This is a genomic window from Ferribacterium limneticum, from assembly GCF_020510625.1.
Classification (GTDB): Bacteria; Pseudomonadota; Gammaproteobacteria; order Burkholderiales; family Rhodocyclaceae; genus Azonexus; species Azonexus limneticus_A.
The window spans coordinates 1,554,708-1,567,339 of the sequence record NZ_CP075191.1; the positions used below are offsets into that span (position 1 = coordinate 1,554,708).

The 12,632-nt window shown below is 60.5% G+C and carries 11 protein-coding genes; 4 read left to right on the plus strand and 7 right to left on the minus strand.

Translation table 11 applies throughout. The features are described 5' to 3' along the window. The first annotated feature begins 9 nt into the window (after positions 1-9). From KI617_RS07350 to KI617_RS07360, 3 genes are read left to right on the plus strand one after another with little or no spacing between them, the layout of a single operon-like run. The gene (locus KI617_RS07350) at positions 10-1,380 is read left to right on the plus strand and encodes an HD-GYP domain-containing protein (RefSeq protein ID WP_226451358.1); all 1,371 of its coding nucleotides are present in this window, start codon (positions 10-12) and stop codon (positions 1,378-1,380) included. A 56-nt stretch (positions 1,381-1,436) separates the two neighbouring features. Beyond that, on the plus strand, positions 1,437-2,759 hold the full coding sequence (gene rimO / locus KI617_RS07355; RefSeq protein ID WP_226451359.1) for a 30S ribosomal protein S12 methylthiotransferase RimO: 1,323 nt from the start codon (positions 1,437-1,439) through the stop codon (positions 2,757-2,759). Next, positions 2,734-4,140, plus strand: a complete 1,407-nt coding sequence (locus KI617_RS07360) for an FAD-binding oxidoreductase (protein ID WP_226451360.1) — start codon at positions 2,734-2,736, stop codon at positions 4,138-4,140. The genes rimO and KI617_RS07360 overlap by 26 nt, the downstream gene beginning before the upstream one ends. A gap of 18 nt (positions 4,141-4,158) precedes the next feature. Here the strand turns inward: KI617_RS07360 and KI617_RS07365 are convergent, their stop codons facing one another. The 6 genes from KI617_RS07365 to KI617_RS07390 all read right to left on the minus strand — a co-directional run bounded on the left by KI617_RS07365 (position 4,159) and on the right by KI617_RS07390 (position 11,323). Further along, positions 4,159-5,526, minus strand: coding sequence for a sensor histidine kinase (locus KI617_RS07365; protein ID WP_226451361.1), 1,368 nt, complete (start codon positions 5,524-5,526; stop codon positions 4,159-4,161). Beyond that, complete coding sequence (hslO, locus tag KI617_RS07370; RefSeq protein WP_226451362.1) at positions 5,523-6,434, minus strand: Hsp33 family molecular chaperone HslO; 912 nt, start codon at positions 6,432-6,434, stop codon at positions 5,523-5,525. The genes KI617_RS07365 and hslO overlap by 4 nt, the downstream gene beginning before the upstream one ends. Beyond that, on the minus strand, positions 6,431-6,808 hold the full coding sequence (locus KI617_RS07375; RefSeq protein WP_226451363.1) for an arsenate reductase: 378 nt from the start codon (positions 6,806-6,808) through the stop codon (positions 6,431-6,433). The genes hslO and KI617_RS07375 overlap by 4 nt, the downstream gene beginning before the upstream one ends. A gap of 35 nt (positions 6,809-6,843) precedes the next feature. Continuing rightward, positions 6,844-7,377, minus strand: a complete 534-nt coding sequence (locus KI617_RS07380; RefSeq protein ID WP_226451364.1) for a hypothetical protein — start codon at positions 7,375-7,377, stop codon at positions 6,844-6,846. 183 nt (positions 7,378-7,560) lie between these two features. After that, the gene (locus tag KI617_RS07385) at positions 7,561-8,877 is read right to left on the minus strand and encodes a ferredoxin reductase family protein (protein ID WP_226451365.1); all 1,317 of its coding nucleotides are present in this window, start codon (positions 8,875-8,877) and stop codon (positions 7,561-7,563) included. Positions 8,878-9,004: 127 nt separating this feature from the next. After that, entirely contained in the window at positions 9,005-11,323 is a 2,319-nt protein-coding gene (locus KI617_RS07390; protein WP_226451366.1) for a Tex family protein, read from the minus strand. A gap of 123 nt (positions 11,324-11,446) precedes the next feature. Between KI617_RS07390 and fliW the strand changes: the two genes are divergently transcribed. Continuing rightward, a complete protein-coding gene (fliW, locus tag KI617_RS07395) occupies positions 11,447-11,890 on the plus strand; it encodes a flagellar assembly protein FliW (protein ID WP_226451367.1) in 444 nt (147 codons plus the stop codon). 69 nt (positions 11,891-11,959) lie between these two features. Here fliW and KI617_RS07400 read toward each other — a convergent pair whose 3' ends face one another. Further along, positions 11,960-12,613 (minus strand): DNA alkylation repair protein, encoded by a 654-nt coding sequence (locus tag KI617_RS07400; protein WP_226451368.1) that lies wholly within the window; start codon positions 12,611-12,613, stop codon positions 11,960-11,962. Positions 12,614-12,632: the final 19 nt, after the last annotated feature.

The window sequence follows — 12,632 nt, forward strand, 5'->3', positions numbered from 1 at the left end:
TATGTCGCGATGCCTGCCAATTCTCCCACTCAGTTCACCTCGCCAGCGCTGGCTGGTCTGAAACTCTCCGAACTCATCTCGGCGCTCAGTCACGCCCTGGATATCACCGAAGGTCAGCCGGAAGGCCATTGCGTGCGTTGCTGCTGGATCGGCATGCACGTCGGCCGTCGCCTCGGATTGAACGACGACGAGTTATGGAATCTCTATTACACGCTGCTGCTCAAAGACCTGGGCTGCAGCAGCAACGCGGCGCGCATCTGCGAGCTGTACCTGACCGACGACCTCAGTTTCAAGCGCGATTTCAAGACGGTCGGCGACAGCCTGCCCAAGGTGCTGCAGTTCGTGCTCAGCCACACCGGCCTGAAGGCCGGGCTGGCCGAGCGTTTCCGCAGCGTGCTGACGATCATGCGCGATGGCGAGCAGATCGCCACTGAGCTGATTGCCACCCGCTGCCAGCGCGGTGCCGAAATTGCCCGTCTGCTGCGCTTCCCGGAAAGCGTCTCGGCCGGCATCTACAGCCTGGACGAACATTTCAACGGCGAGGGCAAGCCCGCGCGCTTGGCAGGCGAGGCGATTCCGCTTTACTCGCGGATCGCACTGCTGGCCCAGGTGATCGACGTTTTTCACACGGCCGGTGGGCCGCAGGCGGCACTCGACGAAATCCACCTCCGGGCCGGGCGCTGGTTCGACCCGGTGCTGGTCGAGGTGGTCGAGGCGGTGGCCGACGACGCCTTCTGGGCGACGCTGGCAGCCCCCGATGTCATGGCGGCGGTATTGGCGCTCGAACCGGCCTCGCATGTCGTGGCACTGGACGATGACTATCTCGACGACATCGCCGCTGCCTTCGGTCAGGTGGTCGACTCGAAAAGTCCCTACACCAGCGGCCACAGTGCGCGCGTTGCCCTCTACACCGACCTGATCGCCGAGGCGCTCGGCCTGTCGCCGGAACGTCGCCGCTGGCTGAAGCGCGGCGCACTGCTGCACGATGTCGGCAAGCTCGGCGTCAGCAACAGCGTGCTCGACAAGCCTGGCAAGCTCGATGCCGAAGAGTGGGTGGCCGTGCAAGCCCATGCGGCCTACACTGAGGCCATCCTGTCGCGCATCGACGCCTTTGCCGAACTGGCCCGGGTGTCGGCGGCGCATCACGAGCGGCTGGATGGCAAGGGCTACCCGCGCGGTGTGAGCGCCGACGACATCTGCCTCGAAACGCGGATCATCACGACGGCCGATATCTTTGACGCAATCACTGCCGAACGGCCCTACCGCGGCGCCGTGCCGATTCCGAAAACGCTGGAGATCATGGCCGAAAACGTCGGCACAGCGATCGACCCGCAATGTTTTGAGGCGCTGAAACAGGCACTTGCCCGCCTGCCCAGCTAAGTGCCTGTAAAATACGCCCTTTGTTCGCCGGCCAGCCCGGATAAGGTTCCATTCGCATGACTATTCAGCAAAAAATACCGACCGTCGGCTTCGTTTCCCTTGGTTGCCCGAAGGCCAGCAGTGACGCCGAGCGCATCCTGACCAAGCTGCGCGCCGAAGGCTATGAGATTTCGCCGAGCTACGACAATTCCGACCTGGTTATCGTCAATACCTGCGGCTTCATCGATGCTGCGGTCGAGGAATCGCTCGATGCCATCGGCGAGGCACTCAACGAAAACGGCAAGGTCATCGTTACCGGTTGTCTTGGGGCCAAGGGCGACATCGTCCAGACGACCCACCCGGCCGTGCTCGCCGTCACCGGTCCGCATGCCGCCGACGAGGTGATGGGGATCGTCCATCAGCATCTGCCCAAGCCGCACGACCCGTATTCCGATCTAGTGCCGCCACAGGGCATCCGCCTGACGCCGGATCACTTTGCCTACCTGAAGATTTCCGAAGGCTGCAACCATAGCTGCACCTTCTGCATCATCCCGTCGCTGCGTGGCCCGCTGGTTTCGCGGCCGGTCGGCGATGTGCTGGCCGAAGCCGAAAATCTGGCCCGCGCCGGCGTCAAGGAAATCCTGGTCATTTCGCAGGACACCAGCGCCTATGGCGTCGATTTGAAATACCGCACTGCCTTCTGGGGCGGCAAGCCGGTCAAGTCGCGGCTCAAGGAATTGTGTGATGCGCTGGCCAGCTTCGGCATCTGGGTCCGCCTGCACTACGTTTACCCGTACCCGTCGGTCGATGACGTCATTCCGCTGATGGCCGAAGGCAAGATCCTGCCTTACCTCGATGTGCCTTTCCAGCACGCCAGCCCGAAGATTTTGAAGGCGATGAAGCGCCCGGCCTCGGCCGAGAATACGCTGGAGCGCATTGCCAAATGGCGCGAGATCTGCCCGGAAATCGTCATCCGCTCGACCTTCATCACCGGCTTCCCCGGCGAGACGGAAGAGGATTTCGATCAGTTGATCCAGTTCCTCGAAGACGCCAAGCTCGACCGCGTCGGTGCTTTCGCCTACTCGCCGGTTGAAGGCGCCAAGGCCAACGAACTCGGTGAACTGCTGCCGGAAGACGTCCGCGAAGACCGCCGTCGCTGGCTGATGCAGGTCCAGGAAGATATTTCTGCCGACAAGCTGGCGGCCAAGATCGACACCGTCATTCAGGTGCTGGTCGATGAAGTGGACGAGGAAGGCACCATCGCCCGTTCCAAGGCCGACGCGCCGGAAATCGATGGTCTGGTTTATCTGGATGGTCATTTCGATGCCCAGCCGGGTGACTTCCTGCAGGTCAAGGTCATCGACGCCGACCACCATGATCTCTACGCCCAGGTCGTCTGATCTGATCGAATTATTGGCCGGGATCGTCGGCACCGCCCAGGTGCTGACCGACCCGGCCGATTTGGCGCCCTTTCTGACCGACTGGCGTGGCCGTTACCGCGGTGCGGCGCAATGCGTCGTCCGCCCGGGCAATACCGCCGAGGTGGCCGCGGTAGTCAAAGCGTGCGCCGACGCCGGCGTGCCCATCGTGCCGCAGGGCGGCAACACCAGCCTGTGTGGCGCGGCGACGCCGAACGAAGTGGGCAAGGCGGTGGTGGTCAGTTTGAGCCGCCTGAACCGGATTGCGGCGGTCGACCCAAAAAACAACACGATTTCCGTCGAGGCCGGCTGCACGCTGGCCGCCGTGCAGGAGGCGGCGCGCGCGGCCGACCGGCTGTTTCCGCTGGCGCTGGCTTCCGAGGGAAGCTGCCAGATCGGCGGCAATCTTTCGACGAATGCGGGCGGCGTGCAGGTGCTGCGCTACGGCAACACCCGCGAACTGACGCTCGGCCTCGAAGTCGTCCTGCCCAACGGCGAGATATGGAACGGCCTGCGCGGTCTGCGCAAGGACAACACCGGCTACGATCTGAAGCAGCTGTTCATCGGCGCCGAAGGCACGCTGGGCATCATCACCGGCGCCGTGCTGAAGCTCTTCCCGTTGCCGAAAACACAAGTTACCTGCTGGCTGAATGTGGCTTCACCAGCTGCTGCGGTCGATCTGCTGAATTCGGCAAAATCCGTTTTTGACTCGCAACTGACGGCCTTCGAGCTGGTTTCGGAAACCTCGCTTGGGCTGGTGTTGAAAAATATTCCGGACACCCAGCGGCCGACCGCAGTTAGCCCCTGGTATGTGCTGGCCGAGTTCTCCGCGGCCGAACCGGCGGCCATCGAAATCTGGCTGGCTGAGAAGCTGGAGGCCGGTGAGGTCAACGACGGTGTCGTGGCGCAGTCTGAAATTCAGGCAAAAAAGCTGTGGGCCTTGCGCGAGAATATTTCCGAGGCGCAGAAGATCGAAGGCATCAGCATCAAGCACGACATCTCGGTACCGGTTTCCAGCATTCCGGAATTTCTGGCGACCGCCGATGCGGCCCTGGCCAAAGCCTTTCCCGGTATCCGCGTCGTTGCCTTCGGCCATGTTGGTGACGGCAACCTGCATTACAACCTGTCCAAAGCCGATGCCCACGATAACGCGGCATTTATCGCCAGCCAGCCTGAGGTCAACCGACTCGTCCATGACACGGTCCACGCGCTGAACGGGTCGATTTCAGCCGAGCATGGTATCGGCCAGCTGAAGCGCGACGAAATCCGGCGTTACAAGAGTCCGGTCGAAATGGCGCTGATGCGTTCGATCAAGCAGGCGCTTGATCCGCGCGGGCTGATGAATCCCGGCAAGGTGATTTAAGCCGGAGACTGACTGGCGTCAGTGGCTGCTTGTAGCCGGCGCCGCTTCAAGCGCGAAGGGCAGCGTAAAGCAGAAATTGCTGCCGACACCGACTTCGCTGTCTATGCTCATCTCGCCACCCATCAGTTCGACCAGCTTGCGGGAAATTGGCAGGCCGATGCCAATGCCGCCATGGCGGCGAATCAAGGAGCTGTCGCCTGGGGCGAAGAGGCCTTTGATTACCTGCAGTTTTTCTTCCGGTATACCGGGGCCGGTATCTCGGATGCAAAATGCGACACGCGCCTGCTGATTCTGCTTTTCAAGCAGCTTGGCCGTGATGCTGATGGTGCCGTGTTCGGTAAATTTGATGGCATTGCCGACCAGATGGTCAAAAATCTGGCGGAGCCGCTCGAGGTCGCCGATCAGGACCAATGGCAGATCCGGGTCAGCCTGTTTTTCCAGCCGGAGGCCTTTTTCAGTGGCCGGGCGTAGTTGCGAGGAAAGCATGCCTTCCAGCAAATCAGTCACGGCAAACGGCGCCGGTTTGATGACGACATGGCCTGCTTCAAGCGCCGACAGTTCGATCAGATGCTCAATCTGGCGCATCAAGCCATCGGCGGTTTCCCGCAGCAGGGAGAGCAATTCGGCCTGGTCTGGCGTCAGCGGGTCACCACTGAGCAACTCCGATAAGCCGAGAATGCCGTTCATTGGTGTGCGCAACTCGTGGCTGACGTTGGCCAGGAACTGGGTTTTGGCCAGGTCAGATTTCTCGGCAGTCTGGCGGGCCTGATCGACGGTGACCAGCAAGCGGGTCTTTTCACGCTCAAGCTCGAAGGTCTCATTGAGCATTCGGTGGAAGGCGTCGGCACTGCGCGTGAAGATGATCAGGGCGAGGGTAGAGAGCGCGCTGAAAGCCGCATGCATGTGATCGGTGTCGAAGACGCTGACGATCACGGTCACGATGATCGGCCAGGCAAACAGCCGATAGGCCCAGCGATCGGCGCCGAGGACCGGCAAGGCGCCGGCGGAGATACCGGCCATCGCGAAAGCGGTAAAAAGCTGCATCGGAAGGTCGTCGCCGCTCATCATGAGCATTGCGCCCACCGACCAGATCAGGCCGCTGCCCAGCGCACCCAGCCGGATTTTCCGGTGCCAGGCCAGGACTTTTTCGGCTCGCTCTTCAACCGGTGACTGAGTGTATTGCCAGGCCAGCGTAAGGCGCAGCAGGGCCATGCCTATGGCCGCCAGCCCCCAGAGTGTGACAAGTCCGGGGGCAATCCCTTCCTGATAAGCGATCCAGCACAGGCAGGAGGCGATCGCAATCGTGACGATCTGCCCGAGCTTCTGGTTTCGGTTGATCAGCTCGACCTGGCGGCCGAGGATGAAGAGTTTGTCCGGCGTGTTCAATGCAGGGCTTTACCTTCGCTGACGGCAAAAATGGCGGCGACATCCTCGGCGGTGAAACGATATTCGCGGTTGCAGATATCGTCCTTGATCATGATTTCGCCATGCTCGGCCAGGATGGTTTCCGCATCGGCACGGCCGATGCCGCGGATTATGTCGCGTACCTTGTCCCAGTCCTCCGGGCAGTGATAGGCAACGGGCAGCGGGTCGTAGACGCGGATGCCATGCTCGGCCATGTCTTCGTGGAAGAGGCGGGTGAGCAGTGTTTCGGCATCGAGTTCGAGCAGTTCGGCTGGCTTGACCGTGCTGGCTAATTGCGTGATGCGGTTCCAGCCGTCCGGGTCGTGCTCGTCGGCTTTATGTCCCGCCGGGACGGTATCCCCAGGGGCCGGCATTTTCTGCAGGAAGAGGCAGGCCGCTGCCTTCGGGCCGGCCATGGCGAACAGGCGTGAAGGCTGCTGTTCGGATTGTTCCAGGTAATGCTCGAAGATGGCGGCGATGCTGTCGCCGACCATCGGCACATAGCTTTGATAGGGCAGTCGGGCATCCGGCATGTCCAGGCTCATCATCAACTGGCCACCAAGATGGGCGCCGAGCAGTTCCTGCACCGGCGCCGGCAGGACCACCGGGTTGCTGCGCGCCATGCCGCGCATCTGCAACTTCTCGTTGCAATCCATGACCAGCAACTGGATCGGGCCACTACCGCGCAACTGCAGGGTCAGGCGGCCGGGCTGCTTGAGCTGGGCGGCGATCAGCGCAGTGACGGCGGCCGTTTCACCGAGCAGTTGGGCGACGGTCGGCTGGTAGTTTCGGTCATGCTGCATGTGCTGCCAGGCATCACCCAGATGAACGATGGCACCGCGAATATTGAGGCCTTCGAACAGGAAGCGGCGAACGAAGCTATCGCTCATTTCAGTTCTGCCGCATAGGTTTCCGGGCTGAAGCCAACCAGCAGCTTGCTGCCAGTATCCAGCACCGGGCGCTTGATCAGCGCCGGATATTGCGCCATCAGCTTGAGCGCCTTTGCTTGGTCGACGGCGGAACGCTCTTCGTCAGTCAGCTTCTTCCACATCAGGCCGCGCGTATTGAGCAGCTTTTCCCAACTGGCGCGGGCACTCCAGTCCGGCAAATTGGCTTCAGCCACGCCGGCCTTCTTGTAGTCGATGAATTCGTAGGCGATCCCATTCTCGGTCAGCCAGTTCATGGCCTTCTTCATGGTGTCGCAGTTCTTGATGCCATAGCACGATACTAAATATTGCTTGTTTTCTGGTTTTTTAGTAGCCATTTTGCATTTCTCTGGTGGTGCGACGTGGTTCTCTGTTAGTCGTCTTGATGGTTTTTGATGGAGTCGTAAATGAACGTTTTATTTTGATAGATTGATGTGTACTCAACCAATAGCTTTACTCGTTTGCCTAATTGCTCAAGCAATTCTGGTGCTGGTGATGTTCTCTGGTCAAACTGAAGTACAACAAGGTCAATGGTCTGGTTCACGGCAAGCACTCCACCCTTTGAAAGATGGGAGCTGTATAGAATGTGGGGCGTGTTTTGCGGAAACAGAATTCTTACGGCTTTGGAAATTGGTTCAGTTCCAATCCCATCTAGCTCTTTGTCATCGACGTAAATGCTGAATCTTTTGATGAGTGCTGGTCCGATGCCAATGTTTGATAGTTGGACTTTGTAGCTATTTTGAGAATGGTCTGTCCAGGTATTGAGTAAAGGTCTTACGGAAAGGCGATTGTGTTTGTGTGTGGCGCATGCCTGCCACGTCGCAGTAAAGAAAGCGCATGTAGCAATGATTGCGCTAGCGATTGCACCGACGCCTTCGCAGGAATAGCCAAATAGTTCGCAAGCCATTAATTATCAGTTCTGTTGGTTGGACTGATTGTCGCATCGTGATGCACACGTATCCATATTTAATATCGTTACTCAGTTCTTGATGCCAAATACCTTGATCATTGCAGCCTGTGTTTCGCTTGAAAGAATGCGAATAATAACAGCCCGCTTGCTGATTGGTATTTTCGGAAGTATGCCTTCGGCTTACCTGAACTCGAAGGCTTCGCGATGAAACGCGGTCTTCGGCAAGCCTTGGCTGGTCAGCTTGTCGGCCAATGATTTGCCCCACTGGGCCGGGCCGCAGAACCAGACGCTGCTGCCCGGTTTCAGGCAGGCCTGGATTTCGGCCGGGTCGAGCATCCCGTCGCGATCGGTCAGCCGGCGATGCAGGCGGACACCGGCCTGGCGACAGCGTGCTTCAAGTTGATCGGGGTAATCGGCATCTTGCGGCGTGCAATAGAAAAAGTCGGTATTGGCCTGGGCGGGAGGCTTGGCTGCCAGCTGATCCAGCCTGGCCAGGAAGGGGGTGACGCCGATGCCGCCGGCGATCCAGACCTGCTGCGCTGCGTGAGCAGCGCCGTTATCGGAAAAGTCGAATTTCCCGTAAGGCCCTTCCAGCGTCAGCGCCTGACCAGCTTGCAGCAATTCCGGTAGTTTTGCCGTGAAGTCGCCGAGTGCCTTGATGGCCAGGGTCAGCGTGCCATCCTGCGGCTGCCAGGCCGAGGCGATGGTGAAGGGATGGGCGCCTTCAGCAGCCTGGCCAAAGTTGGCAAACAGGAATTGCCCGGCACGATGGCCCGGCCAGCCGGATTGCGGCCGGCAGACGATTTCCAGAACATTGCCATCGTGATGGCGGATGGTTTCGATCCGTGCCGGATATTGGCGCTGGCGGCCGATCCGGTTGCTGAGCGAGAGCAGGGCGGCAATGACGCCAGCTGCAGCGACGGCGGCGGTCAGTCCGCCGAGCGGCTGACCCCAGAAAGACTTGGGCATCAGCATCAGGCCGTGGAAGGCGCCACCGATGAAGATCAGCCCGAAAGCCTTGTGCACCAGCCTGAACCAGCGGTAGGGAATACGCTTGACCAAGGCGATGACGACCAGCGCCAGCAGAATGTAGCCGGCCCATTCGCCGACATCCTTGGCCAGGTCGATCCACATATCCGGTTCGCCACGCGGGCCGCGGGGACGGTTGCCGCGTTCGATCCAGCCGAGCTTGACCAGGTTCTTCGGCAGCCACTCCATCATCCAGTGCGTGAAAACCAGCAGGCCGGCACCGATCCCGATGTCTTTGTGCAAGCGATACAGCTTGTCCAGTCCGCCAAAGCGTCTTTCCAGCCAGGCCGGGCGGGTCGCCAGCACCATGCCGGCGCTCATCCACCACAGGGCAAGGATGCCGGACAGGATGATCAATGCCCGGCGCCAGTCCCAGAAACCTTTGTCGTCAGTGAGCAGATCGGGAAAAACAAACATCGCCCAGACACCGAAGGGGAGCAGGGCAAGCAGTAGCAGAGGGCGTTTCATGGCGTTGGATGCTTCAGACAGTTGATGCCTGAAGTCTACGCTCGGCGAAGGTCAAAGGATGTTCGCCAGTTGTCGCGAGATGTAAGCAAATGCAACCCGTCCGCCGCTGGCGAACGGGTTTGGGGGCTCAGCGCTTCAGCTTGGCGAAGGCGCTGGCCATCGCGTTGCCGGCCGGGGCCGGGCCGCTGCTGCGCTGTGGTTGTCGGCTCTGATTGCCGCCACGATTGGCCGGGGCCTGGTCATGGCGCTTGCCCTGCGTCGGCTCGTCGCCCATGCGCATGGTCAGCGCGATGCGCTGGCGCTGCAGATCGACTTCCAGCACCTTGACCTTGACCACCTGGCCAGCCTTGACCACATCGTGCGGGTCCTTGACGAAGGTGTTGGACAGCGCCGAGACGTGCACCAGGCCGTCCTGATGGACGCCGATATCGATGAAGGCACCGAAGGCAGCCACATTGGTGACGACCCCCTCCAAAATCATCCCTGGGCGCAGGTCGCTGACCTTCTCGACGCCATCGGTGAAGGTCGCCGTCTTGAACTCGGGGCGCGGGTCGCGGCCGGGCTTTTCCAGTTCCTTGAAGATGTCCTGGACGGTCGGCAGGCCGAAACGCTCATCGGTGTATTTCGACGGGTTGAGGCCTTTCAGGGAGCGGCTATCGCCGAGGATTTCCTTGATCGGCTTGTTGAGGTCGACAATGATTTTTTCGACCACCGGGTAGGCTTCCGGGTGCACCGAGGAGCTGTCGAGTGGATTGTCGCCATTCGGCACACGCAGGAAGCCGGCGGCCTGTTCGAAAGTCTTGTCGCCAAGGCGGGGCACTTTTTTCAGGGCATCGCGCGAGCGGAAGGCGCCGTTGGCGTCGCGGTAACTGACGATGTTGGCCGCCAGGCCGGCGTTGAGGCCGGAGATGCGGGTCAGCAGCGGCACCGAGGCGGTATTCACGTCTACGCCGACGGCATTCACACAGTCTTCGACCACGGCATCGAGGTTGCGCGCCAGTTTGGTCTGCGAGACGTCGTGCTGGTACTGGCCGACGCCGATGGATTTGGGGTCGATCTTGACCAGTTCGGCCAGCGGGTCCTGCAGACGGCGGGCGATCGACACGGCGCCGCGAATCGAGACGTCGAGATCGGGGAATTCCTTGGCCGCCAGTTCGGAGGCCGAATAAACCGAGGCACCGGCTTCGGAGACAACGATTTTCTGCAGATGTGCCTCCGGGTAGCGCTTCATTACGTCCTGCACCAGCTTGTCAGTTTCGCGGCTGGCCGTGCCGTTGCCGATGGCAACCAGGCTGACCTGATGCTTCGAGGCGAGACGGGCGATGGTAGCCATCGAACCATCCCAGTCACAGCGTGGTTCGTGCGGGTAGATGGTGGCGTGGTCGAGCATTTTTCCGGTGGCGTCAACGATGGCCAGCTTGCAGCCGGTGCGGATTCCCGGGTCGATGCCCATGGTCACGTGCTGGCCAGCCGGGGCAGCAAGCAGCAAATCCTTCAGGTTCTTGCCGAAGATGCGGATGGCTTCTTCTTCGGCTCGTTCGCGCAACTCGTTCATCAGTTCGAGTTCGAGATGGGTATAAACCTTGACCTTCCAAGTCCAGCGCACGGTATCGCTCAGCCACTTGTCGGCCGGGCGGTTCTGCGGCTTGATGCCGAAACGGACGGCAATGCGCTGTTCGCAGGGATTGGGGCCGGGCTTGAGGTTTTCTTCATCCAGTTCGGAGTCGAGGACCAGCGCCACCTGCAGCATGCCTTCATTGCGGCCACGGAGCAGGGCGAGGGCACGGTGCGAGGGCATCGTCGCCACCGGCTCGGCGAAGTCGAACCAGTCGCGGAACTTGGCGCCTTCGGTTTCCTTGCCTTCGACGACGGTGGACCGGACGTGGCCGTGCTCGTTGAGGTATTCGCGCAATTGGCCGAGCAGCTCGGCATCTTCGGAGAACTTTTCCATCAGGATCTGGCGGGCGCCGTCGAGCACGGCCTTGCTGTCGGCGAAACCAGCTTCGGCGTTGAGGTATTTCTCGGCTTCTTCGTCCGGCGTCAGGTCGGGATTTTCCAGCAGGCTGAGGGCCAGCGGCTCGATGCCGGCTTCGCGGGCGATCTGGGCCTTGGTGCGACGCTTCTGCTTGTATGGCAGGTAAAGGTCTTCGAGGCGCTGCTTGGTTTCGGCATCGCTGATCTCGGCCTTCAGTTCGGGCGTCAATTTGCCCTGTTCATCGATGCTGGCCAGGATCGCCGTGCGGCGCTCTTCGAGGTCGCGCAGGTAGGTCAGGCGTTCCTCCAGATTGCGCAGCTGGGTGTCGTCCAGGCCATCGGTGGCTTCCTTGCGATAGCGCGAGATGAAGGGCACGGTGGCGCCTTCGTCGAGCAGGGCGATGGCGGCGTTGACCTGGGCCGGGCGGACGCCCAGCTCGATGGCGATACGGTGTTCAATGGGTGGCAGCATGGGCGCAGCAGTGCAGCAAAAATGGGGGGTGCACTATGCGCAATCCGGCCGGAAAATACAACCGCACCGAGTTGGTGTAGCATGGGCTTCGATGCAATTCCAATCGCATGGAGGAGAAAAGGTATGAAAGTAGAAACCTATTTGTTTGGCGCCGTCGAAGTCAGCCCGGAAAAAATTATTACCTTCCCGAACGGCTTGGTCGGTTTTGAGCAGAGCAAGCGCTTCATCCTGGCCCATCAGGAAGGTTCGGATCAGCCAAGCAGCTACACGCTGCAGTCTCTGGACGAACCGACACTGGCCTTCCAGATCATCGATCCGGCCAATCTTGGCTACAACTATGAGCTGGCCCTGAGCGATGCGGAAACCGCCCTGTTGCAGTCGCCGGAGCCCGAGGACGTGGCGGTGATGCAGGTGCTGTTCAAGAAAGAAGAAGGCGACAAGGCGTCGATCACGCCAAACCTGCGGGCGCCGCTGGTCATCAATACCAAGCTTCGCGTCGGTCTGCAGAAGGTCATGGAAAGCTTGCGGCCGAACATCACGCTGTCCAATCTGGCGAGCGCGGTCTGATACCCCGATACGCTGCATAGCCCGTGAAAGCCACCGTGAATGCCACGGTGGCTTTTTTATTGTTTCGCGCTACAGGTGTTTCGACGCTTCGCGGAATGACAGCCCCGAGAGTTTTTCTCGATGCATGTCGAGGAAACTGCGCACGGCTGCCGGGTTGGTCCTGGCGTACTGGCGCAAGGCCCAGCCGATGGCCTTGCGAATGAAGAATTCCTTTTCCTCGGCACATTGTCGGCAGTAGTCGAGCAGCCGCGCTTCATCGGTGCTTTCTTTCCATTCCAGCTGATGCAACAGCGCGACACGGCGCAGCCAAAGGTTGGGAGAGCCAATCAGGCTATCCATTCGGTGGGCCAGTTCAGGCTGGCGCAAGACGATGCCGCCGATGGTGACGGCCAGTCCGTCGACGCTGTCCCACCAGGACTTGTGCTGGACCAGCGCTTCGAGTGCCGGCAGGTGGGCGCCGCTCAGCTGTTTGCTTTGGCGCCGCAGCAGGTCGACGGCGACGTACTGATATTCCCTTTCCGGCAATGCCCACAGCGCTTCGGCCGCCTCGATCGGGTTTCCGGTAAAGGCCCGGATCAATGGCAAGCTGGCCTGCCGCCGCACTGGCGTCTGGATGCCGAGAAAGGCGAATTTCCCCTTCATGTAGCTGGCCATCCATTTGGCTTTGTCGGAATCACCGAGCGCCTGTAGATGTTGTTGAACCTGAAGGGCAAAATCGTTCATGGCTGTTTGTCCGGAAGTT